At 70.1% G+C, this 24,717-nt stretch carries 13 protein-coding genes; 5 read left to right on the forward strand and 8 right to left on the reverse strand.

Going from position 1 to position 24,717, the window contains the following annotated elements; all coding sequences use genetic code 11:
• Positions 1-7 precede the first annotated feature (7 nt).
• From VHAB30_RS06535 to VHAB30_RS06560, 6 genes are all read right to left on the reverse strand, one after another.
• A complete protein-coding gene (locus tag VHAB30_RS06535; RefSeq protein ID WP_139702354.1) occupies positions 8-1,030 on the reverse strand; it encodes a porin in 1,023 nt (340 codons plus the stop codon).
• Between the two features lie 34 nt (positions 1,031-1,064).
• Complete coding sequence (locus VHAB30_RS06540; protein ID WP_235926467.1) at positions 1,065-2,051, reverse strand: Bug family tripartite tricarboxylate transporter substrate binding protein; 987 nt, start codon at positions 2,049-2,051, stop codon at positions 1,065-1,067.
• Between the two features lie 70 nt (positions 2,052-2,121).
• Entirely contained in the window at positions 2,122-3,111 is a 990-nt protein-coding gene (locus VHAB30_RS06545) for a quinone oxidoreductase family protein (protein ID WP_159276233.1), read from the reverse strand.
• Between the two features lie 51 nt (positions 3,112-3,162).
• Positions 3,163-4,083 carry a dioxygenase family protein gene (locus tag VHAB30_RS06550; RefSeq protein ID WP_159276234.1) on the reverse strand — a complete coding sequence of 307 codons (921 nt, stop codon included), beginning with the start codon at positions 4,081-4,083 and terminating at the stop codon, positions 3,163-3,165.
• Between the two features lie 92 nt (positions 4,084-4,175).
• On the reverse strand, positions 4,176-5,210 hold the full coding sequence (locus VHAB30_RS06555) for a tripartite tricarboxylate transporter substrate binding protein (RefSeq protein ID WP_159276235.1): 1,035 nt from the start codon (positions 5,208-5,210) through the stop codon (positions 4,176-4,178).
• A 61-nt stretch (positions 5,211-5,271) separates the two neighbouring features.
• Positions 5,272-5,808 (reverse strand): cupin domain-containing protein, encoded by a 537-nt coding sequence (locus VHAB30_RS06560; RefSeq protein WP_070061211.1) that lies wholly within the window; start codon positions 5,806-5,808, stop codon positions 5,272-5,274.
• A gap of 186 nt (positions 5,809-5,994) precedes the next feature.
• Between VHAB30_RS06560 and VHAB30_RS06565 the strand changes: the two genes are divergently transcribed.
• Complete coding sequence (locus VHAB30_RS06565) at positions 5,995-6,924, forward strand: LysR family transcriptional regulator (RefSeq protein WP_062472012.1); 930 nt, start codon at positions 5,995-5,997, stop codon at positions 6,922-6,924.
• Between the two features lie 39 nt (positions 6,925-6,963).
• The gene (locus VHAB30_RS06570; protein WP_159276236.1) at positions 6,964-7,368 is read left to right on the forward strand and encodes an OsmC family protein; all 405 of its coding nucleotides are present in this window, start codon (positions 6,964-6,966) and stop codon (positions 7,366-7,368) included.
• Positions 7,369-7,392: 24 nt separating this feature from the next.
• On the opposite strand, the gene VHAB30_RS06575 is transcribed toward VHAB30_RS06570, so the two are convergent.
• Together VHAB30_RS06575 and VHAB30_RS06580 are read right to left on the reverse strand one after the other, a co-directional pair.
• A complete protein-coding gene (locus VHAB30_RS06575) occupies positions 7,393-8,073 on the reverse strand; it encodes a GNAT family N-acetyltransferase (RefSeq protein ID WP_159276237.1) in 681 nt (226 codons plus the stop codon).
• Between the two features lie 140 nt (positions 8,074-8,213).
• Positions 8,214-8,612: a hypothetical protein gene (locus VHAB30_RS06580; RefSeq protein ID WP_095745880.1), complete on the reverse strand. Its 399-nt coding sequence runs from the start codon at positions 8,610-8,612 to the stop codon at positions 8,214-8,216.
• Between the two features lie 1,081 nt (positions 8,613-9,693).
• Between VHAB30_RS06580 and VHAB30_RS06585 the strand changes: the two genes are divergently transcribed.
• From VHAB30_RS06585 to VHAB30_RS06595, 3 genes are read left to right on the forward strand one after another with little or no spacing between them, the layout of a single operon-like run.
• Complete coding sequence (locus VHAB30_RS06585) at positions 9,694-21,936, forward strand: VCBS domain-containing protein (RefSeq protein WP_159276238.1); 12,243 nt, start codon at positions 9,694-9,696, stop codon at positions 21,934-21,936.
• A gap of 34 nt (positions 21,937-21,970) precedes the next feature.
• On the forward strand, positions 21,971-23,896 hold the full coding sequence (locus VHAB30_RS06590) for a TolC family protein (RefSeq protein ID WP_235926469.1): 1,926 nt from the start codon (positions 21,971-21,973) through the stop codon (positions 23,894-23,896).
• Positions 23,897-23,910: 14 nt separating this feature from the next.
• Positions 23,911-24,708 carry an efflux RND transporter periplasmic adaptor subunit gene (locus VHAB30_RS06595; RefSeq protein ID WP_159276240.1) on the forward strand — a complete coding sequence of 266 codons (798 nt, stop codon included), beginning with the start codon at positions 23,911-23,913 and terminating at the stop codon, positions 24,706-24,708.
• Positions 24,709-24,717: the final 9 nt, after the last annotated feature.

Genomic DNA, 24,717 nt, shown 5'->3' on the forward strand with positions numbered 1-24,717 from the left:
GCTGCGTTCAGAAGGCGTGGTTCACGCCGAGCTGAATGCCCGACGAGCGCTGGCCCGGCACACCGGCCGGCGACGAATCGGCCACCACATAGGCAGCATTGCCGCGGTTGCTGATGCGCGAGTAGGCGCTGTACAGCGTGGTGCGCTTGCTCAGGTGGTGCGCGTAGCCGATGGCGAACTGGCGCGCGGTGCCGTCGGTCTCGAGGCCGGGGCCGGAGCGCTCGGAGCGCGCGAACGACACGCGGATCTGCCCCGCGCCGACGGGAACCGACGCGCCGATCAGCGCGTTCGTCTGCCGCTCGCGTCCCAGCCGATGGCGCAGGTAGTTGGCATAGGCCTTGACCACCCCGAAGTCGTAACTGCCGCCGACGGTCACCGTGCGGTAGTCGTCGGGGCCGATGGCGGTCTGGCCGTAGGCGGCCGCCACGTTGAGCGGCCCCGACTCGTAGCCCAGCCGGCCACCGCGGTAGCCGGCGCCCTGCGTGCCTTCGGCCGCTGCGAACATGAACTGCCCGTACAGGCCGCCGAGGCCGCGCGGCAGGAAGTAGCCGGCCGAGTTGCTGGCACGGGCCTGCGTGCGCGCACGGCCCAGGCCGAGCGGCCAGCCTTCGACGATGTTGCTGCTGCCTCCCACGCCGACCGTGCCGAAGGGCGAGAAGCTCGACACGTTCCAGAACGTGGGCGTGTAGTCGCGGCCCAGGCGCAGCTCGCCGAGGTCCTTGCTCATCAGGCTCACGGTGGAGCGCCGGCCGAAGCCGCCCTGCGTCTCGCCGGTGTCGGGCAGCACGGCGGTCTCGAGCCAGAAGCCGGCCGCGAGTCCGCCGCCCAGGTCTTCCACGCCGCGAAAGCCCAGGCGGCTGGGCAGCAGGTAGCCGCCCTGGTCCATGGCCTTCGTCGAGGCGTTGCCTGCCTTCGAGTAGGTGAAGTTCAGGTCGATGCTGCCGAACACCGTCACGGACGATTGGCCGTGCGCGGCGCCGAGCGCCCCCGCGGCCGCGAGGGCAAGCAGAAGTTTGTGTTGTTGTCTCATGTTTTTCTTTCGGAGCGGAGCGGTCGAGGGGTGATCAGCTGTCGATGCGGATGCCGGCGCGGCGGATGAGCGCGGTGGTCGACACGATCTCTTCGCGCACCTGCTGCGCGAAGGCCTGCTGCGGCATCGGTGCTGCGTCGGCGCCGAGCTTGTCCAGGCGCGCGCGCACCTCGCTGGTCTTCAGGGCGCGCACGGTCTCGGCATGCAGGTGCGCCACGGTGCGCTCCGGCGTCCTCGCGGCGACGAACATGCCGACCCAGAACAGGTGGTCCGCATCGCCGAAGCCGCTTTCGGCGGTGGTCGGCACCTGCGGCAGCAGCGGTGAGCGCTTCGGTGCGCCGATGGCCAACGCGGCGAGCTTGCCGCCTTGCACCAGCGGGGCGGCCAGCGCCAGCGGCGCCAGGAACCAGTCGAGCCGCCCGCCCATGAGGTCGGTGAGCGCCTGCGGCGTGCCGCGGTAAGGGATGTGCGCGACCTCGATGCCCGTCGCGATGCGGAATTTCTCGCCCGCGATGTGCGAGGCGCTGCCGCTGCCTGAAGAGCCGTACACGAACTTCTGCGGGCCGGCCTTCACCTTGCGCACGAGGTCCTGCAGCGAAGTGAAGCCGCGGTCGGGCGGCACCACCAGCACATTGGGCATCGACGCCAGCATGGTGATTGGCGTGAAGTCGTTCAGCGTGTCGTACTTGAGTCCGGGGTAGAGCGCGGCGTTGGCCACGTGGCCGGTCGAGTGGATCAGCACCGTGTGGCCGTCGGCCGCGGCATTGACCACCGCGCTGGCGCCGAGCGTGCCGCCCGCACCGGGGCGGTTGTCGACCACGCAGGGCTGCCCGAGGGACTGCTGCAGCCGCTCGCCGACGATGCGGCCCACCACGTCGGTGGTCGATCCGGCGGTGAAGGGAATGACCAGCTTCACGGGCTGGCTCGGGTAGGCGGACTGCGCGAAGAGCGTGGCGGGAAGCGTGGCGATGCCGCCTGCGGCTGCCGTGAGGCGAAGCAATGTCCTGCGATGGGTGTCCATCGTTGTCTCCTTGTTGTTTGTGGGGGAAGGGCCTGCCTGCGGGCAGGCCCCGAAGTGATGCGCGGGGCGCTCAGGGCGCCAGCACCAGACGCTCCATCGAGCCTTCGAGCACCTGCAGGTAGGCCTGGCGCGCGCGGTCCAGCGGCAGCACCGAGCCGTCGTTCACGTCGAAGCCCTGCAGGCTGCCGTCCTCGAAGCCGGGCAGCAGCGTGCGAAACACATCCGCGCACTGGCTGGCCGTGAGCTTCAGGCTGTCCACGCCGAGCATGTGCAGATCGCGGCGGTAGAAGGCCATGATGTCGAAGGGCACGTTGCGGTCGGGCGTGGAGATCAGGATCTGCGTGCCGCCCACCTTGAGTGCGCCAAGCGCCGCCGCGAAGTAGGGCGAGCCGACGGTGTTGTAGGCAATGTCCACGCCTTTGCCATCGGTCATCGACAGCACGGTCTGCGCGATGTCGTCGCGCGTGCCGTCGATCACCTCGACCTGCGCGCTCGCATGGCCTGTGTATTGGGTGGCGCCGCGTTCGACGCCGATCACGCGCGCGCCGGCCCGCGTGGCCAGCTGCACGGTGGCCTGCCCGACCTTGCCGTTCGAACCCAGCACCAGCACGGTCTGGCCGGGGCCTGCGAGGTGGGCCCGGCGCAGCCCTTCATAGGCCGTGACGAAGGGCACGCCCACCGTGGCCGCCGAAGCCATGGCGATGCGCTCGGGTTTGGCGACGAGTGCTGCCACGGGCAGCACGAGATAACGCGCATGCGTGCCGTCGCGCGTGATACCGAGGTCACCGCCGGTGCCCCAGACGGCGCGGCCGATCCATTCCGACGGGCCGGCGACCACGCGCCCGGCGTAGTCGCGGCCCGGCGTGCGGGGCCAGATGGCGTACGGCATCATGCCCAGCGCCGCCTTGACGTCGCTCGGGTTGATCGCCGCGGCAAGGACTTCGACGATGGCGCAGCCGGCCGGTGTCTCGGGCTGTGCGATGTCGACCAGGTCGGGGTTCAGTGCCTCGGGGCTCGGGGCCTTGGCGCTGAGGCGAAGGGCGCGCGGTGGTGTGCTCATGGTGCGATGTCTCGTGGTGCGAAGTGGAGGGAAGGAAATGCGTGTGTGGGTTCAGGGCAGCGGCGGCGTGGGCAGGCGCGTTTCGCCGGGTTCCAGCCGCAGCTCGAAGTCGAGGTGGAAGTGGCCCGCGCTGTCGGGCTCGAAGTCGCGCAGCAGCGAGCCGACCGCGCCGAAGGCCGCGTCGCTGTAGGCGTACGGATCGCGTGCATCGAAGATCTGCGTCGTCAGCACCTTGTGCCCGGGCGCGATGGCGATGAAGTGCAGGTGCGCCGGTCGCATGTGGCTGCGGTTCTGCAGTGCGAGCAGTTCGCCGCAGGGGCCGTCGGTGGGCACGCCGTAGCCCGAGGGCTGCACGCTCTCGAACCAGAAGCGGCCGTCGGCATCGGTCTCGAAGACGGCGCGCAGGTTCATGTCTTCCTGCTCGGGGTCCTGGTTTTCGTACAGCCCGCTGGGCGCGGCCTGCCAGGTCTCGATGCGGGCGCCGGCGATCGGCGTGCCGTCCAGCGACAGCACGCGGCCTTTCACGTGCAGCGTCGCGCCGGCCGTGTCGTCGGTCGCAATGCGCACGCCGTTGGGCCGCACCGGCTGGTTCGCGCGCCAGAAGGGGCCGATGAGCGCAGGCTCGGTGCCGCCCGCGGCGAGCACGGCCTTGGCGTCCATCAGCAGCACCAGCGTGGCGAGGCCAAGGATGTCGGCAAGCAGGATGCCTTCGTGCTTGCGTGGACCCGTGGCCTGGCCGATGCGCACCATGAAGTCCAGACCCTTGAAGAGTTCTTCGTAGGTCAGCGTCACTTCCGAGGCGAAGGCGTGCAGGTGACGGATCATCGCGTCGAGCACGGTGCGGGTGCGCGCGTCGTGCGTGCCCTGGTTGGCGTCCAGCACAGCCTGCAGCAGCGCTTCGGCGTTGGCGGGAATCGAGCGCGGGGCGGTCGGTGCCTCGGTGTCCGTGGGGGTCTCGGCGACAGAAATCATGGGAAGTCCTGGAGAGTGAAGAAAACGAAATCGGCACGGCGCCGCCCGGCACGCATCGGCGCACCGCTGTGGCTGAAGGGGCGTGGCGCCGGTTAGTCGGCGCGGATGCGCGCGCGGGTGGCGACGGCGGTCCAGCGCGGCACGTCTTCTGCGACGCGCGCGGCGAGGTCGGCGGGCAGGCTCGCGACCGTCTCGAAGCCGAGGTCGCGCGTCTGGCGCTGCACCTCATCGAGCGCCAGGATGCGCCGCACCTCGGTGTGCAGTCGCTCGATGGCGGCTGTGGGCGTGCCCGCCGGCGCGAACAGCGCCTGCATGGTCTCGGAGCGGTAGCCGGCAAAGCCGGACTCCGCCACCGTCGGCACCTGCGGCAGTTCGGCCCAACGTGCGCGGCTGCCGACAGCCAGCACCCGCAACGTGCCCGCCGCGATGTGGGCCTTGGCCGCCGGCAGTGCGGTCAATGCGCAATCGACTTGTCCGCCGAGCACGGCCTGCACGGCGGGGGCCGCGCCGTTGTAGGGCACGTGCAGCAGTTCGATACCGGCGCGCTGCCACAGCAGCTCGCCGCCCAGGTGCACGCTGTTGCCCTTGCCCGGCGTCGAGTAGGTGAGCGCGCCCGGCCGGCGCTTGGCGGCGTCGATCAGGGCCGACAGGCTGGTGAGCGGGCTCGCGGCCGGCACCACGATCACGTCGGGTGAACTGACGGCGAGCGACACCGGTGCGAACTGGCGCAGCGGGTCATACGGGGGCTTGTCGGCGAACAGGGCCGGGTTGGTCACGAAGGCGGACGACACCAGCAGCAGCGTCTGGCCGTCGGGTGCGGCGCGCGCCACCGAGGCGATGCCGATGTTGCCGCCGGCGCCCACGCGGTTGTCGACGAGCACCGGTTGGCCCAGTGCTTGCGCGAGCCGCACGGCCACGATGCGCGCGATGATGTCCGAGGTGCCGCCGGCGGCAAACGGAACGACGATGCGCACGGGGCCCTTGGGGCTCCAGTCCGGCTGGGCGCGGACCAGGCCGGCGCCCAGCGCCGCGAGCGTCGCGACGAGGGCGTGTCGCCGGCTCATGCCGTGGGCCACGCCGCATGTCGGCATGCGGCGTGCGGCCTGGAAGTCGTGGGGGATCGTCATTTTTTTGTCTCCTCGGGCGGTGCCTATGAGCCTTGCGCAGTTCGGGCGGTCGGCGCGGCGACTACTTTGTTTCTGGCACCGTCTCCTTGATGTAGCCGTCGGTGCCGTAGACCAGGCCAGTGGCCTCTGCAGCCCTGACGACATCCTCGTGCCAGGCGATGCGCCCGCATTCTTCGTCGGTTCCACCGACGACCGAATACACCACCAGCGCGTGATCGTTCGGATTGCGGAAACCGCGCATCACGCCGATGGGGCAGGAGATCACGTCCCACTGGTTGAGCATCACGGAGTACTGGCCCTTCTCGCCCCAGATGACCTCCATCTGCCCGTTCAGCGGACAGAAGACTTCCTCGGTCTTGTGTGCGTGAAGGCTGGCACCCTGGCCAACCGGGATTTCGATGAAGGTCACGCCGAAGCGGTGGTTGCCTGGAATTGCCGGCTGGACGCCTTTGTTCTCCAGGACGCCGCGGTTCATGATCTTGTAGATGTTTTTCTTCATCCCCGGCAGCCGGCTCTCGATGAAGGTCTCGCCGTAGGGCGCGACCTTGCCCCAGCGGGCGATGCGGGTGGATTCCATTTCCTGGAGGGTGGGGTCCATGTCTATTCCTTGATGCGATGAGGTTCGGATTCGTCGAAAAGGCAGCGGTTTACGTTCTGCGAGGCCCACTGTAGGCAACGGTCTTTCATGCGTCCATTACCATTTTTCGAGCGATTCGATAACATTTCGGTATGAGGTGTCCGGTGACCCTCGGCCGCGCTGGCGGCAGCGACCTGGAACCCCCGCATGGACCTCCGACAGCTTCGGTATTTCGTGGTGCTCGCCACGCAGCAGCACTACGGCCGCGCCTCCGCCGTGCTGCACGTGGCGCAACCGGCGTTGAGCCGGCAGATTCGCCTGCTCGAGGAAGAGCTGGGCGTGCGCCTGTTCGAGCGGCACGCGCGCGGCGCCACGCCGACCGAGGAGGCCGTGTTCCTCATGGAGCGCGCGTCGTTCCTGCTGCGCTATGCCGAGCAGATGAAGCAGGACATGACGGCGCGCCAGCGCGACCCGCGCGGGCCCGTGGCCATCGGCCTGTCGCCCGCGCTCGCGCTGCTGCTTGCGGTGCCGCTGGCGCGCGCGGTGCGCGAGCAGTTCCCCGATGTGCGGCTGCGCATCGTCGAAGGCTTCTCGCAATCGCTGCTGGGCATGCTGGAGCAGGGGGCGGTCGATGTCGCGATCCTCAACGGCCCGATGCAGCTGGCCAACGTGCTGGCTACGCCGCTCATGACCGAATCGCTGTGCCTCATCGGCCGCACTGACGACACGCGGCTGATGCGCATGACGAAGATCAAGCTGCCCCGGCTGGCAGGCCTGCCGCTGGTGATGACGGGCGTGTCCAAGTCGGGTGTGCGGCTCGAGCTGGAGGCCGCGGCGGCACGCGCGGGCGTGGTGTTGAACCCGGTGGTCGAGGTCGAGACCCTGAGCGTGGCGGCCCGCCTGGTGGAAGAGGGCCTGGGTCTCACGGTCCACTTCGCAGCGGTCGTGCAGGATGAGATCGAGGCCGGCCGGCTGGTCGCGATTCCCATCGAGGGGCTGCGGCTGCGCCGCGTGCTGGCCCGCGCTTCCGACCGGCCGCCGTCACGCGCGACCGAAGTGCTCATCGACATCCTGCGCGCCGTGGTGCAGGAGCGCGTGGACGCGGGGCGCTGGCCGCACGCGGTGCTGGACCGCTGAGCGCGCCAGAATGCTTGCTTGTCAACAGGAGCACACCCCATGGGCCACACCGCAACGATCGTCTCCACCGACGTCAATTTCAACCACCGCATCCAGGTCGGCAAGTTCCAGCTCGTGGCGGACGAGCCGGCGTCGCTGGGCGGGCAGGGCGCGGGGCCGGCGCCCTATGACTACTACCTGGCCGCGCTGTCCGCCTGCACCGCGATCACGCTGCGGATGTACGCCCAGCGCAAGGGCTGGGAGCTCGGTGAGTTCAAGGCCGAGCTGAGCTTTTCGAAAGACCCCGACGGCAAGGCGCACATCCACCGCGTGCTGCACGCCAGCGCACCGCTCACCGATGCGCAGTGGAGCCGGCTGCTCGAGGTGGTGGCCAACACGCCCGTCACGAAGACGATGCGCGAAGGCGCCGAGATCACGAGCGAGCGTGGGGTGGCGGCCGCCTGATTCGGGCAGCAGGCGCGGCGCTGTTCAGCGCCGAGAGATCACGCGAACCACCGGTTCGCTGTGCACGCGAAAACCCATGCGCTCATAGATGCGCCGCGCGCCCGCGTTGCCTTGCATCACATGCAGCACCGGCACTTCGCCGCGCTGCATCTGCTGCGCCACCAGGCGCGTGACCAGCCGCTTCGCGTAGCCCTTGCCTTGCGCATCAGGGTGCGTGCAGACGCCGCTGATCTCGCGCAGCGTGCCGGCGGCCATGCGTTCGCCGGCCATCGCCACGAGCCGGCCGTTGTCGTCGAAGCAGCCGAAGTACTCGCCGAGTTCGATGGTCCGCGTAGAGAAGGGCCCGGGGCGCGTCAGGTCGGCCAGGGCCAGCACTTGTTCTACATCTGCCGCGCCCAGTCGGACCACATCAGGAAGCGTGTCGGCCACGGGCGCAGGCGCGTCCCAGATCATCTTCACGATGACCGATTCCATGTCGACCTGCCAGGTGGACGGCGCGGGGCGCGACCAGCCGATGGCATAGAAGTGCTCGTCCGGCGTGCAGAAGGGCAGCAGCGCGTCGAGGTCGGGATGCAGTGCGTCGGCAAAGCCGACGATGGGGGAGAAGCCTGTGGCGTAGCGGCGTGCGGTCGATGTGCCGGCGGCAAAAGACGCATGCGGGCCCGAGAGGGCGTGCCAGGTGAGGTTGGTGAGGAGGTCTGTCATGGGACTGGATTCTTTCGGTCTGACAGGAACCGTTGGTGCGCCGTCCGCTGTAGTGGGAGCGGCGCCTCCTCGTCGGTGACGAGGAGGTGTGTCGCGTCGCACGGCGAGGGCAACCTCGCCGGCGTCAGCGACTCAGTGCATTAGCACTTCATGGCCGTGGCTTGTGCGGCGAAGGCGTCGGAAGCGGCCTTGCAGGCAGCGCCGAGTTGGGCGGCGTTGGCGCCGTAGCTGGCCCAGGTGGCCTTGGTCTGCTCGAGGCTGGACTTCAGGGCGTCGGCGGCGGCGCCGCTTTGCTTGCCCACGCAGGCGCTCACCTTGTCCAGGTACTCCTGGCATTCCTTGGGCACGTCGGCCGATGCCGTCGTGGTGGCAGCGGGCGCGGCAGCAGCCGGTGCGCTGGCGGCCGGTGCGGGTGCCGGCGTGGCCGGGGCGGTGGCAGCAGGTGCTGCGGGAGCGGCCGGCGCTGCGGGCGTGGACTCTTGCTTCGAGCAAGCGGTGATGGCGGCAGCCACGAAGATGAGTGCGAGCAGTTTGTTCATTTTTTCTTACATGAGCGAGTTGGATGATGTGCCACGCCTCGTGTCCTCCGGCGCGCAGTGCGCACACCAGGAACGCAAGATTCGGGGCCGGAACAGTATCACCGCGCCCTGTGCAACAGACCCCCGCGAAGGCAGGAATCGGGGGGCTGCAGATGCTCCAAAAACGTAACAATTATCTTGAATCGTTAAATATTGCCGGGTTAAGCAGTCGAAGCTGCGCGGGCGTACGCAGGGGGCGTGATGGCCCGCCGAACCGGGTGCTCGACCGGCCTCGCATCTGCAAGCGGATGTTGTTGATTCTTTCGAATTACATCAAAGCGACGAGGCCGCGCGAAGTTTCCTGAAGGCGCGCTGCGGTCCATTTCCGGAGTCGACCGAGCGGCCTGCCGTGCCTCTTCAGCGGTCACGCACATGGTTACAACCCCGTGCCGCAGACCCGCTCCTCGCGGTGCGCGGCAGCCGGCTGGACATGGCCGGATGTGGCCCGGTTCCCGGTCGATCGAATTGCGGCCGGACCCTCGGCTTGTGCATTGCATCAATTAATTCTTATGGCAAAGGTTCTCATTGCAGGATGGCATGCACATCCTCTTTCAGTTGTGAATCGGCTGCGATGAATTGAGGCGTTGGCGCGCCATTCATGAGCAGCGAGTCTTTGCCGGCAAGGAATAGGGAATTCCCGCCCCGATTTTCTACGGAATCCCGTAGTTGAAAATTGGAAATAAATCGGGTAATTCAATCGGACGGAATTCGCAAAGGCTTCGATCGCCTGGCTGTCGAGGGAAGATCGCCTTGAGCGGAGATGAATACGGCGATGGATATGCCTTCCATATGAGCAAGTGAATGGATCGCGACGTGTGAGTAACAATTAATTTCAGATTGAGGGGGAAAGCAAAGGGAGCCGTTGTTTTTGCGATTTTTTGACGGTATTGGCTCGAAAAGATAGAACGTTAATAGTGGACACATTTGCATATTTGTCGTCACACTTTGAGCCATGCCAAGGTCTCAATCGCCCCAATTCCTTCGTCCACGCGCTCATCGATTTGCGCTGGAAAGCCGGCAGCTATTTGATGGCGCCGCTTTTGTGGAGGCCGCCACGGCGGCACCGGCGGACGCACCGCAGGGCCCGCACGGGGATGCGCCGCATGCCGCCGACGCGGCAGCGCCCGTTGCCGTGCCGCATGGGCGCGAAAGCACGCCCGAAGCGGATGCGCGATCCGCGCCTGGCCCGGCTCCGGCCTCGTCCGGCGAGGTCTACGTGGTCGACAAGAACGTTGCCAATTGGCAGCAGCTCGCGGCTTCGGTGCCGCAGGGCGCCGGCCTGATCCTGCTGGACACCGGCTCGTCCGGCGTCGAACAGCTGCGGCAGGCGCTCGAAGGGCGCAGCGGCCTCACGGCGCTGCACATCCTCAGCCACGGCAGCGCGGGCGAGATCACGCTGGGCAACGAAACCCTCGACGTCGCCGGCTTGGCGCACTCGGCCGGCGCCTGGCAGGCGATCGGCGCGAGCCTGGGCGCGGACGGCGACATCCTGCTCTACGGGTGCGACGTGGGCGCCGACGGGCAACGCTTCGTGCAGGCCCTGGGCCGCGCCACGGGCGCCGATGTCGCGGCGTCGAGCGACGCCACCGGTGCGGCCTCGCGCCAGGGCGACTGGTCGCTCGAAGTCGTGACCGGCCTCATCGAGTCGCGCGCCTTCGTCGCCGCCGACTACGACGGCCTGCTGGCCGCGCCCACCGTGTCGACGACCACGCCGCGCATCACGGTCAGCGAACCCAGCGCGCTCAACGCGCCGGGCGCCGACCGCGCGACGCTCAGCGGCTGGACGCTCACGGACGACGGCGCGGGCAACGTCACGGTCGACGTGACCGTGGAGAACCCCGCGCTGGGCGCGCTGTCCAGCGCCAGCATGGCGGGCGTCACCACCGTGCCCGGCGGCTACCGCTTCGTCGGCAGCGTGGCCGACGCCAATGCCTGGATCAACCAGCTGGTGTTCACCGCCGCCGACACCGAGCTGGGCAACGCCACGGCCACCACGCGCATCCTGGTGTCGATCACCGATTCGGAAACGCCGGCGCTCACCGCCAACCGCGCGCTCGACGTGACGATCACGCCGTCGAACGACCCGACCACGGTGGCCGACGCGGCGCAGACGGTCTCCGAGGGTGGCACCACGGTGCTGACCGGCGCCACCCTCAATGCCATCGACCCCGAGGTGACGATCGGCTCGCAGAACACAGGCCAGATCGTCTACGGCATCGCGACCAACACCGCGCACGGCTACCTCACGCTCAACGGCGAACGCATCGGCGTGGGCTCGGTCTTCACGCAGGCCGACGTGCTGGCGGGCCGGGTCGCCTACGTGCACACGGCCACCGGCGCGGACCAGAACCTGGACGACAGCTTCGTCATCGTGGTCAACGACGGCGCCACGCCGCTGGCCGGCTCCGACCACGCCACCATCACGCTGAACGTCACGCCGCTGAACCAGCCGCCCGTGGTCTCGGGCGGGGGCAGCGTGTTCGAAGGGCAGCCGCCCAACGCCATCGACCCCGGCGGCAACCCGACCTCGGTCGTGGGCAACTTCATCGTCGCCGACGGCGGCGGCGACGATGTCAGCGGCGACCTCACGGTGCGGCTGACCAGCCTGCCCACCGACGGCACGCTGTACTTCACCGGCACGGTGCTGATCGGCGGCGTGCCCCAGAACGTCACCAACCGCGCGATCACACAGGCCGACATCGACGCCGGCTTCGTGTTCGGCTACGACGACCGCGGCGGCCTCACCTACGGCAACAACGGCCAGCGCGACAACAACGGGCAGAGCTACCCGTTCACCGACGGCTTCGGCGTCACGGTGAGCGACGCCGGCGGCGGCACGGGCACGCCGTCGTCCACCTCGGGCACCATCGCGATCAACGTGCGACCGGCCAACGACGACCCGGTGCTCGACCCCGGCAGCACGCTCGAGGCGACCGTGGACCCGGCGGGCGGCGGCTACACCGTGACGCTCACGCCCGGCATGCTCGGCGCGACCGACGTCGACTCGAGCGACGACAACCTGACCTTCGCCGTCACCTCGATGAACGGCCTGAACCAGGGCTACCTGCTGCTCGACGGCAAGATCCTGCCGCCAGGCGGCACCTTCACCATGGAAGACGTGCGTTCGGGCCGCGTGCAGTACGTGCAGACGCAGGGCGCGGCGGCGGGCGACACCGACACCTTCAGCTTCCAGGTGGTCGACAACACGCTCGGGCCGACCTGGGACGCCAACGGCAACACCGTGATCCGCGAGGGCGCCGACCGCAACCCCGACGGCACGCTGAAGACCTACGAGTTCACGATCAACCTCGTCGAAACCCCGGCGGGCAACGGCGATCCGCTGCAGACCATCGACGGCACCGTCACCACCTCGGGCTCCAACCACGCGGGCACCGACCAGAACGGCGCCACGCGCGGCACGCTCAGCGAAGGCGGCTCGGTGGTGCTGGGCGGCACCGGCTCCGACTTCAACACCGTGCCGGGCCTGAGCTACGTGGTCGAAGGCGTGCCGCCGTCGCAGGTGATCTACACGGTCACCGACTACACCGGCACCACGGGGCCCGTGCGCAACGGCGTGCTGCAGCGCTTCGACGGCGCGGCCTGGGTCGACATCGACACCTACGAGACCTTCACGCAGGAAGACCTGAACGCCGGGCGCATCCGCTTCCAGCACGACGGCGACGTGGAAGACTTCGAATCGGCCGTGTCGCTCTCGGTGACGGCCGGTGTCGCCGTCGGCGGCGTGCGCAACGTCTGGAGCACCAGCTTCTCGTTCTTCATCACGCCGGTCAACGACGTGCCCGTGGCCACCGGTTCGTCGAACACGGTCATCCGCGAAGGCGAGACCGCCTACCTCACGACCGGCCAGATCCGCGTGGTCGATGCGGACGATGCCGCGAGCGAAAGCTACCTCGAAGGCTCGGCCACGCTGCTGAACGGCGACCCGAACTACGCCTTCAACAACGCCGGCAGCGGGCCGGGCGCGATGCAGGTCGAGTTCGACAGCCTGCCCACCGGTGGCCAGCTGGAGTACTGGAACGGCGCCGCCTGGGTGGCCGTGGCCGTGGGGCAGCGCATCGACGCCTCGCTCATCACCGGCAGCGCCGGCACCACGGGCCTGCGCTTCGTGAGCGACGGCTCCGAGGTGCGCACCACCCAGTTCAACGTGCATGCCGTGGACCGCTGGGGCGCCGCGTCGAACCCCGTCACCGTCGGCATCCAGATCACCAACGTCAACGACGCGCCGGTGATCGCGCCCGACCCGACGCAGCCCGACCCGCCCGGCACCGCCAACCAGCCGCTGACCGTGGCCGAGGGCGGGCGCGGCCAGATCACGCCGGGCATGCTCAGGGCCTTCGACCCCGACAGCACGCTCACGCAGCTGCAGTACACGATCACCTCCGTCACCACGCACGGGCGCATCATGTACTCGACCGACGGCGTCAACTTCGTGGCGCTGGGCGTGGGCTCCTCGTTCACGCAGGCCGACGTGAACGCCGGGCGCATCTACTACTTCAATTCGGGCGACGAATCGGACGGCCACACCGAAGCCAACGGCGATCCGCCGAGCGACCGCTTCACCTTCACGCTGAGCGACGGCGACAAGGAACAGACCGGCGGCCAGTTCTGGATCTACGTCACGCCGCTGAACGACGCGCCCACGGTGACCGCGCCGGCCGGCCCGATCGACATCGACAGCAGCAACCCTGCGCACAACCCCGTGCCTGGCTTCCACGTGGGCGACACCGACCTGGACGCGGTGATCCAGGGCGAGACCGACTTCGTCCAGGTGACGGTGCGGCTGCTGGACGCCAACGGCAACCCGTTGAATGCCGCGGCCTACGCGGGCGCCACCATCGGCTCGACCTCGATGGGCGGCGTGACCGTCGACGGCGACAAGAACGGCAGCGGCGACTTCCTCACGCTGCGCGGCACGCGCGCCCAGGTGAACGCCGCGCTGGCGGGCCTCACGCTCACCTTCGACACCGACCGCGACCAGGCCTACCGGCTGCAGGTGATCGTCGACGACCGCCTGCGCGACACCGCCACCGGCGTGCTGCAGCCCGGCGCCAACGGCGGCCCGCAGAACGAGCCGAGCGTGCCGGGCGGGCCGAACATCGCGATCCCGGCCACCGAGTACGACTGGTACGCCGACACGGTGCCCACCACCGGCGACATCACGGGCAACCTCGCGGCGGCCTCGGTGCTGGTGCGCGCGTCGAGCGAGAACGACCCGGGCGTGCTGGTCGTGCCGCCCGTGCACACGGTCTATGAAGACCAGCCGACCTACATCGGCACGGGCTTCGTGGTGTCCGACCCCGAGTCGGCCGCCTTCGGCACGCCCATCACGCTGCGGCTGACCGTGCCCAACGGCACGCTGGGCATCGGCGGCACCGGCGGCCAGACGAGCTTCACGCTGCCCAGCGGGCGCGTCGTGACCATCGCCGGCGACAACACCGGCGCGCTCACGCTCACCGGGCGCGCCAGCGACATCCAGGAACTGATCACCAGCGGCGCCGTCACGGGCCTGACCTACCGCAGCGCGACCCACGTCAACCACGACCTCAACGGCGCCGACGCCGGCGACGTGACGCTCACGGTCTCCTTTGACGACACCGGCTCGCAGATCGGCGGCGACACCGGCGGGGGCAGCGTGTCGAACAACCCACCCGACATGACGATGGCGCTGACCATCGTGGCGGTCAACGACGCGCCGACGGCCGGGCTCACACCGGGCACCAACCCGAACACGCCGCTGTACCTGACGGGCGGCAGCACGCCGTCGGCCGTGCCGGGCTTCGTCGTGCGCGACCTGGACATCGACGGCGACGGCGGCGGCATCGCGCCCGGCGAAGCCGATTTCCTGCAGGTCACCGTGCGCATCACCAACGGCACGGGCGCGCCGCTGGGCGCGGTGCAGTACACGGACGGCGGCAGCGACGCCATCACCATCACCTCGAGCAATGCAGCCGGCTCGGGCGTGACCATCGACAGCACCTACGACGGCACCGGCAGCGCGCTCGTCATCCGCGGCACGCGCGCGCAGGTGCAGGCCTACCTCGACGGCCTGCAGGTGGCGCTGGGCGGCAGCCTGGCCAACACCGACCAGACCTACCGCGTGCAGGTCGTCGTGGACGACCGCCTGCGCGAGAACAGCAGCGGCGCGCTGGCGGGCGGCGCCAACGGCGGCCAGAACAACAACGCGAGCGGCGGCACGGTGGCGGTGCCCACCACCAACGTCAACCCCTACGCGCTGATCCCCGCCGGGCTGACGGCCAACGTGGCCTCGGCCTACCGCACGCTGTTCCCGTCGTCGATCAACGACCCGGCCCACATCGCGGCCGGCAACCCGACGGTGGACGAGGGCAACGGCAGCGTCACGCTGACCGGCCTCACGGTCACCGACCAGGACGCGGCCGCCACCGACGTGCTGACAGCCACGGTGTCGGTGCCCCCGGGCTTCGTCATCAACGGCGTGGGCGGCAGCGGCGGCTCGGTCGGCCCCTTGGGCGGCACCAGCATCACCATCACCGGCACGCTGGCGCAGATCAACAGCCGCATCAACGCCATCTCGATCGCGCTGCCCGACGCCCCCGGCGCCGCGTTGCCGGCCGACTGGAACGGCGCCTTCACCGTGACCGTGGTGGTCAACGACGAGGGCCACACCGGCGGGCGTCCGGGCAGCCTGGCGCCCGGCGACAACAGCACGACCGGCACCTTCGCCTACGCGGACGGGGTCGGCAACCGCCTGGTCACCACGCGCACCTTCGTCTTCACGGTGGCGCCGGTCAACGATGCGCCGGTGGTGGTGGGCGGCACCACCCAGACGCTGCCGAACGTCACCGAAGACGTGGGCAACAACGCGGCCGGCACCCCCGTGGGCACCCTGTTCGGCTCGCACTTCGACGACGGCGCCGACCTGATCGACAACAGCGGCAACGGTGGCACCGGCGGCAGTTCGTCCGACACCTTCTTCGGGGTCGCGATCACGGGCCACGTCCCGGACCCCGCGCAAGGGGCCTGGCAGTACTCGCTGGACAACGGCAGCACCTGGATTCCCGTCGGCGCACGCACCGACGGCACCGCCCTGGTGCTGGCGGCCGACGCGCAGCTGCGCTTCGTGCCGGCCGCCAACTTCCACGGCACGCCCACCACGCTGACCGTGCGGCTGGTCGAGACCGACACCAACAACGACAGCGCCACGGCCGATCCCACCTCGGGCTCGACGGTCAACGTGGCGGGTGCCAACAACGGCGGCACCACCGTCTACAGCGCCGGCACCATCGTGCTCAGCACCACGGTGATCAACGGGAACGACCGGCCGACGGCGACCGATGCGACCGTGCCCGCGGGCGTCGAGGACGTGACGGGTGCCGGTGTGCGCGTCGACACGCTGCTGGGCGGCGGCTACGGCGACGCGACCGACAACCAGACGTCCATCAGCGGCGGCGGCGATGCATCGACCTCGTTCGGCGGCATCGCCATCGTGGGCAACAACGCCAATGCCGCGCAGGGCGCGTGGGAGTACAGCCTGAACGGTACCGACTGGCTCGCCGTGCCGACGGGCGCGTCCGACACCAGCGCCTTGCTGCTGCCCACCAGTGCGCAACTGCGCTTCGTGCCGGCGGCCGACTTCAACGGCACGCCCGGCGGGCTGGTCGTGCGCGTGTCCGATGCGCCGGTGGCGGCGGGCAGCGGCGACATCAGCGCCACCGTCAACGACGCCACCAGCCAGTGGTCGGTGCTGCGCAACGTGTCGACCACCATCGCGCCGCGCAACGACGCGCCGGTGATCGGCGGCACCACCGGCGCGACCGCGGTGGAGAACAACCAGACCGGCACCGGCGTCAGCATTCCGCCCGTGGCGCTGGTCAGCGGCGGCACAGTCGGCGACCTCGACCTGGCGACCACGCCCGGCCTGGCCGCCGGCGTGTTCGGCGCGGGCTTGCTCACCGTGAGCCTGGACGGTTACCAGCCGGGCGACCAGCTGTTCGTCAACGGCGTGCTGCCCCCGGGCGTCAGCGTCTCGGGCGGCAATGGCGCGCCACTGGTGGTGCAGTTCGACGCCGACACCACCGTGGCCGAGGTGCGCGCGGTGCTCGACCAGCTGTCCTACCGCAGCAGCAGCGACAACCCGACCGCCTTCGGCACCGACAACGAGCGCGTCTACACCATCGTGCTCAACGACGGCAACAACGTGCAGCCCGGCGGCAACGCGGGTGGCCCGCAGCCGCTGAACAGCAACGTGCTCACCGGCACGCTGACCATCACCGCCGTGAACGACCCGCCGATCGCGGTGGACGACACGCACAGCATCGACGAAGACACGCCCTCGGTGGGCAGCAACGTCATCAGCGGGCGCATTCCCGGCGAGGCCGACCACGACCCCGACAGCACCACGCTCACGGTCACCAGCATCCGCACCGGCCCCGAGGTCGGCGCCGGCACGGCCGGCACGCTGGGCAGCCCGCTCACCGGCACCCACGGCAGCATCGTGCTGAACGCCGACGGCAGCTACACCTACACGCTGGACAACAGCGACCCGCGCGTGCAGGCGCTGATCGCCGGCGAGACGCTCACCGACCTTTTCACCTACGCCATCTCCGACGGCGCGGGCGGCACCGACATCGCGCAGATCACCATCACGATCCGCGGCGCCAGCAACGACGTGCCGGGCATCACGGTGACCGACGCCAACGGCAACGCGACCGGCCAGGTGACGGTGCACGAGTCGGGCCTGACGAGCGTGGGCGACACGAGCGAGACGGCGGGCGCCGGCTTCAATATCGCGGCGGCCGACGGCGTGGCGAGCATCAACGTCGGCGGCACGATGGTGACGCTGGCGCAGCTGCAGGCGCTCACGCCGGGCGCGCCGATCACGATCAACACGCCCGACGGCCAGATCCGCCTCACGGGCTTCAGCGGCACCACGCTGTCCAACGGCGTCGTGATCGACGGCACGGTCAGCTACACCTACACGCTGACCTCGGCGCAGAACCACAGCGCGGGCGAAGTGACCGAGGCGGTGGCGCTGAGCGTGACCGACCGCGACGGTGACGTGGCCAGTGGCACGCTCACGGTGCTGATCGTGAACGACGTGCCCACCGCGAACCCCGACACGAACAGCGTCACCGAAGACGCCGCGCCGAACACCGCGACCGGCAACGTGAAGACCAACGACCGCGAGGGCGCGGACACGGCCGTGCCGGTGACGGGCGTGAGCTTCGGCGGCGCGGCCGGCACCGTGGGCAGCGCGCTGGACACGGAGTACGGTTCCATCGTGCTGAACGCCGACGGCAGCTACAGCTACACGCTGGACAACACCGACCCGCGCGTCAACGCGCTGAAAGACGGCGAGACGCTCACGGACACGGTGAGCTACACCCTCACCGACGCGGACGGCGACACCTCGACCACCACGCTGACGATCACCATCCACGGCCGCACCGACGCCAGCCCCGAGATCGTGCCGGTGGACGGCAACGGCGCGGCCACGGGCCAGACCGAGGTCCACGAGCGCGGGCTGGTCGACGGCCCGGCCGGTCCCGATGCGCGCGAGAACGGCAGCGGCGTCGTCACGGTGTCGGCGGCCGACGGCCTGCAGACCGTCACCGTGGGCGGGCGCACGCTGACGCTGGCCGAGCTGGCCAACCTGGGCACCACGCCGGTCGTCATCACGACGCCGCTGGGCACGATCACGCTGACGGGCTTCACGGCCACCACCTCGGTGGGTGGCGTGCCCACGGCGGGCAACCTGGCCTACACCTACACGCTGCGCGCGCAGGTGGCGCAGCCGGGCGCGACCGAGAGCACCGAAGCGATCGCCCTGCAGGTGACCGACGCCGGCGGTGCCACGGCCACGGGCACGCTCACCGTGCGCATCGTGGACGACGTGCCGCAGGCCACCGACGACACGGCCGCCATCACCGAAGACGCCGCGCCGAACACGGTGTCGGGCAACGTGGCGAGCAACGACACCATCGGTGCGGACGACCGCAACGTGGCGCCGATCACGGGCGTGAGCTTCGGCGGCGCAGCCGGCACGGTGGGCGCGTCGATCACCACGACCTACGGTTCGATCGTGCTGAACGCCGACGGCAGCTACACCTACACGCTGAACAACGCCGACGCGCGCGTGCAGGCGCTGTCGGTCGGCGAGACGCTGACCGAGCAGGTGCGCTACACGATCACCGATGCCGACGGCGACACCGGCACCGCCACGCTCACGATCACCATCCGCGGCGCCAACGACCTGCCGGGCATCGCCGTCACCGACGCCAACGGCGCGGCGACCGGGCAGGTCACGGTGTTCGAGTCGGGCCTGGTGAGCATCACCGACACCGGCGAGCGCGCCGCCAGCAGCTTCAACATCACCGCGGCGGACGGCGTGGCGAGCATCAACGTCGGCGGCACGGTGGTGACGCTGGCGCAATTGCAGGCGCTCACGCCGGGCGCGCCGATCACGATCAACACGCCCGACGGCCAGATCCAGCTGACGGGCTTCAGCGGCACCACGCTGCCCAACGGCATCGTGACCGGCGGCGCGGTCAGCTACACCTACGTGCTGGGCGCGCCGCAGAGCCACCGCTCCGGCGGCGTGCTGACCGAGGTGACCGAGCAGATCGCGCTGTCGGTGACCGACCGCGACGGCGACGTGGCCAACGGCACGCTCACCGTGCTCATCGTCAACGACACGCCGCAGGCCACCGACGACACGGCCGCCATCACCGAGGACGCGGTGCCCGACACGGTGAGCGGCAACGTGAAGGCCAACGACCGCGACGGCGCGGACAACGGCAACGGCGTGCCGGTGACGGGCGTGAGCTTCGGCGGCGCCGCCGGCACGGTGGGCGTGTCGCTCACGACCACGTACGGCGCCATCGTGCTGAACGCCGACGGCAGCTACACCTACACGCTGGACAACGACAACGCCGCCGTCAACGCGCTCAAGACCAACGAGCAGCTGACCGAGACGGTGCGCTACACGATCACCGATGCCGACGGCGACACCAGCACCGCCACGCTCACGATCACCATCCACGGCCGCCTGGACGGCGACCCGGCCATCGGTGCGGTGGACGGCAACGGCGCGGCCACGGGGCAGGCGGAGGTGCACGAGCGCGGGCTGGTCGACGGCCCGGCCGGCCCCGACACCCGCGAGCGCACCACCGGCACGATCGTGGTCTCGGCGAGCGACGGCATGCGCAGCGTCACCGTGGGCAACCGCACGCTGACGCTGGCCGAGCTGGCGAACCTGGGCACGACGCCGGTCACCATCGACACGCCGCGCGGCACGCTGGTGCTCACCGGCTTCACGCCCACCAGTTCGGTGGGCGGCGTGCCGACGACGGGCGAGCTGGCCTACACCTACACGCTGGACGGGCAGGTGGCGCAGCCGAACGCCACCGAGAGCACGGAAGACATCGCGCTGGTGGTGACCGACGCCGGCGGCGACACGGCCACGGGCACGCTCACCGTGCGCATCGTGGACGACGTGCCCGAGGCCGTGAACGACGCCCATGCCATCACCGAGGACGGCGTGCCGAACACGGTGGGCGGCGACGTGAAGGCCAACGACACCCTCGGCGCCGACGACGCCAACGGCGTGCCGGTGACGGGCGTGAGCTTCGGCGGCGTGGCCGGCACGGTGGGCGTGCCGATCACCACCACCTACGGGCGCATCGTGCTGAATGCCGACGGCAGCTACACCTACACGCTGAACAACGCCGACCCGCGCGTGCAGGCGCTGGTCGTGGGCGACACGCTGACTGAGGTGGTGAGCTACACGATCACCGACGCGGACGGCGACACCAGCACCGCCACGCTGACCCTCACCATCCACGGCGCCAACGACGGCGTGACGCTGGTGATCGGCGACAACAACGGCCCCGACACGGCCGGGCAGGCCACCGTGTACGAGCGCGGCCTGGTCGAGCCGGGCGACGCGAGCGAGACCGTCTCGGGCAGCTTCTTCGTCACCGCGCCCGACGGCCTGGGCAGCATCGCGGTGCACGGCACCCCGCTCACGCCGGCGCAGCTGGCCGCGCTCGGCACGAGCCCGGTCACCATCGCCACCGACCGCGGGCGCATCACGCTCACCGGCTTCGACGCGGCCACGGGCACCGTGCGCTACACCTACGTGCTGGGCGCCGCGCAGAGCCATGCGGGCGGGCAGGTCACCGACGACATCGCGCTGCAGGTGACCGACCGCGACGGCGACACCACGCAGGGCACGCTGCGCGTGCTGGTGATCGACGACGTGCCCACGGCACGCAACGACGCCACCGCCATCGGCACCGCGCGCCCCGGCGCCACGGCCACCGGCAACGTGTTCGGCGGCGACGGCATGGGCGCGAACGACGTGGCCGACCGCCTCGGCGCCGATCGCACGCCGACGCCGGTCATGGGTGTTTCTTTCGAGGGCGTGGCCGGCACCATCGGCGGATCGACGGCGGGCCGCTACGGCAACTTGCGCCTGAACGCCGACGGCAGCTACAGCTATTCGGTGAACGCCAGCAATGTGCGCGTGGCCTCGCTGGGCGACGGCCAGACGCTGACCGAGGTGTTCGACTACGTCATCACCGACGCCGACGGCAGCACCAGCACGGCGAAGCTGGTCGTCACGATCAATGGCACTTCGCAGCACCGGCCGCTCACGGGCGACCAGGTGTTCCCGGCGGACTTCGGCGACACCAGCCGCCGCATCGACCAGTCGATGACGCCGGCGCTGTTCGTGCAGATCGCGGTGCAGGAATCGCAGCGCCTGAGCCAGATGCTGTCGGGCGCGATCGCCGCGCGCGCGCTGGGTGGCGACCGCCTCTTCGGCGAAGACCGTCCCACCGACCTGTGGGGCGAGCCGCAGGGCGTGGACTATGCCGAGCACGTGAGCCGCGACGGCGTGGCCTTCTCGCTGCGCATGGTGCGCGACGTGGAGCAGACGCTCGCGCTGCGCGGTGTCACGGCCGGCAAGCTGGTCGACGGCGCGAGCCCGCTGTTCGGCGACTTCGACAGCTTCTCGGTGCCGCAGCAGCAAGCGCCGCAGGAGGCACCCGCGCGCGACGGCGGGCGCATCGTGGTGCCGCGCGCCGATGCGGCGCATCCGTCCACCGAGGCGGCGCAGGCCGAGGCGGCGCCGGCGGCCGGTGCCACCGCGCCGGTGGCCGCCGACACGGCGCGTTCGTTCTCCAGCCGCGTGGCCGCGGCCGCCGCGGAGCGCGACGCAGTGCGCGAGCTGCTGCGGCATCCGCAGCGCGCCACGCCCACCGTGCGCGTGCCCACGAGTTGATCGACGCAGAGAAAAACGCCGGAGCCATCGAACCATGTCCTACCCATCGAGCACCATGACCGACATTCACAAGCAACCCGCGTTGACCCTTCGTTTCCCCCTGTCGTGGACCGCCGCGGCGGCCGCGTTGATGCTGGCCGGCTGCAGCATGACGCCGGTGCAGCTCACGCGCGACGAGATCGTGGTACGCGTGCGCCACGACCAGAAGCAGCTGTACAAGGACCAGGCCGCGGTCGCCACGCCCATGACGTATTCCGAGGTGCTGGCGCGCGCGCTCAAGTACAACGCCGACTACCGCCTCAAGCTCATGGAGTCGGCCCTGGCGCGCGGCCTGCTCGACGTGTCGGCCGCCGACATGCTGCCCAAGCTGGTGGCCGACGCCGGCTACAACGACCGCAGCAACGATTCGGGCGGCACCAGCATCGGCATCGAAGACCGCGTGGTGAGCCTGCGGCCTTCGACCTCGGAGCAGCGCTCGCACTACTACGGCCGTGCCACGCTGTCGTGGAACGCGCTCGACTTCGGCATCAGCTACTTCCGCGCCAAGCAGGCGGCCGACGAAGTCAACATCGCGGAGGAGCGCCGCCGCAAGATCCTGCAGAACATCGCGCAGGACGTGCGCAGCGCCTACTGGCGCGCCATCGGCGCGCAGCAACTCATCGGCGACGCCGACCGGCTGGCCGTGCGCATCGAGGACGCGTTGAAGAAATCGCGCGAGGCCGAGCGCGCCGGCGTGCTGCCGCCCGCGCAGGGCCTGGCCTACCAGCGCGCGCTGCTCGATGCGATGTCGCTGGTCAACGCCAAGCGCCAGGAAATGCAGTTCGCCAAGCGCGAACTGGCCGCGCTCATGAGCCTGCCGCCGGGCGTCGACTTCACGCTGGTCGAAGGGCCACAGGACGGGCGCGCGCCGGTCACGCTGGACATCGACAAGCTCGAGATCGCTGCGCTGGAAAACCGCGCCGAACTGCGCGAAGAAGACTACAAGGCGCGCATCGGCATCGCCGAGACCAAGAAGCAGATCGCCTCGTTGTTCCCCAGCCTGAACCTGTATGCCGGGGCGCGCTACGACTCCAACTCCTTCCTCTACAACAGCAACTGGAGCGACGCGGGCGTGAGCCTGTCGATGGACCTGTTCCGGCTGGCGGCCATCCCGGCCATCAACCGCACCAACGACGCGCGCAAGAAGACCGACGAAGCCCGCCGCCTGGCGCTGACCATGGCGGTGGTCACGCAGGTGCGCGTGTCGGCCGAGCGCTACAAGCTGGCGGTGGTCGACCAGGAGCTGGCGGCCGAATCCAGCCGCGTCGACCAGCGCATGGCCAGCGTGGCGCGCGCCGGCGCCAGCAACCAGCTCGAGAGCGAGCTCGAGGCGCTGCGCGTCGATGCGCGTGCGCTGGTGTCGCGCTTCCAGCTGGCCACGGCCTATGCGGCCACGCAGACCTCGTACGGCCGGGTGCTCAATTCGGTCGGCATCGACCTGATGCCGGCCACGGTGGCCAGCACCGACATCAAGACCGTCGCCAAGGCCATCGAGCAGAGCATGGCCGAGGGCGAGAAGGCGGTGTTCCTCGAAGCGGCGCTGATCCCGGTGCGAAACCGGCCGGTGACCGTGCGCGTGCGCGACCTGCCAGCGGGCGTGAGCGAAGCGGCGGTGCGCAGCGCGGTCGAGCGCATCGTCACGCGCAACGAGCTGGTGGCCTCGGGGTCGGCCGATGCGCTCGTGCTCACGCTGGCCTTCCAGCGCAATGTGCCGCAGCAGCGCGGCACCACGCGCGCCCAGTGGCGGCTCACGCTGGCCGAGCCGGGCGGGCGCGAGCTGCTCTCGCAGAACTACGCGAGCTACGTGCCGGCCGTGACCACGGAGAGTGCCGTGAGCGCCTTCGCCGAGGCGGCGACGCTGTCGGTGATCACGGACGTGCGGCGCCTCGCGCGCACGGGCGCCACGGTGACGCAGAAGTGAAAGCGAGCCCGCCCTTGAAACCGTCGTCCTTCTCCGTGCTTCGCATCGGCGTGCTCCTGGCCTGCGCCCTGGGTGGCGCCCTGCAGGCCGGCGCCCAGCCGGCACCCGCGCCGCGCAGCGCCCCGGCGGGTGCGCCGGGCAACCTGGCGCCGGTGCGTTTTCTCGTGGTGGCCGCGCAGGAAAGCGTGCTCTCGGCCTCGGCCCCGGGCCGCTTCGCGAAGGTGCCGGTGAGCCTGGGCGACACGGTGCGCGCGGGCCAGGTGTTGGCCGCCTACGAATGCGACGAGATCCAGGCGCGCCGCGCCGCCGCGCGGGCCGAGCACGAAGCCGCCAAGGTGCAGTACGTGGGCAAGCTGAAGCTGCAGGGCCTGCAGTCGGCGGCCGAGATCGAGGTCGAGCTGGCGGCGGCCAACGTGAACAAGGCGCAGAGCCAGGTCCGCATCTTCGACGCGCAGATCGCGCAGTGCAATTTCGTGGCGCCGTTCGCCGGCAAGGTGGCGCGCGTGCACGTGAAGGTGGGGCAGGGCGTGAACCCCGGCGCGCCGGTGGTCGAGCTGGTCGGCAACGGCCCGCTGAAGGCGCGCATGAACGTGCCCTCGCAATGGCTCGCGTGGCTGAAGACCGGCCAGCGCCTGGACGCCACGGTCGACGAGACCGGCGCTGCGGTGGTGTTGAAGGTCACGCGCGTGTCGGGCCGCGTGGACGCGGTGAGCCAGACCATCGAGATCGAGGCCGAACTCGCGGGCGACGCGGCCGGCCAGGTGCTGCCGGGCATGAGCGGGCAGGTGCGCGCGCCGGTCGGCAGGGGATGAGCGCCGCGC

Source organism: Variovorax boronicumulans (assembly GCF_009811375.1).
GTDB classification, from domain to species: Bacteria; Pseudomonadota; Gammaproteobacteria; order Burkholderiales; family Burkholderiaceae_C; genus Variovorax; species Variovorax boronicumulans.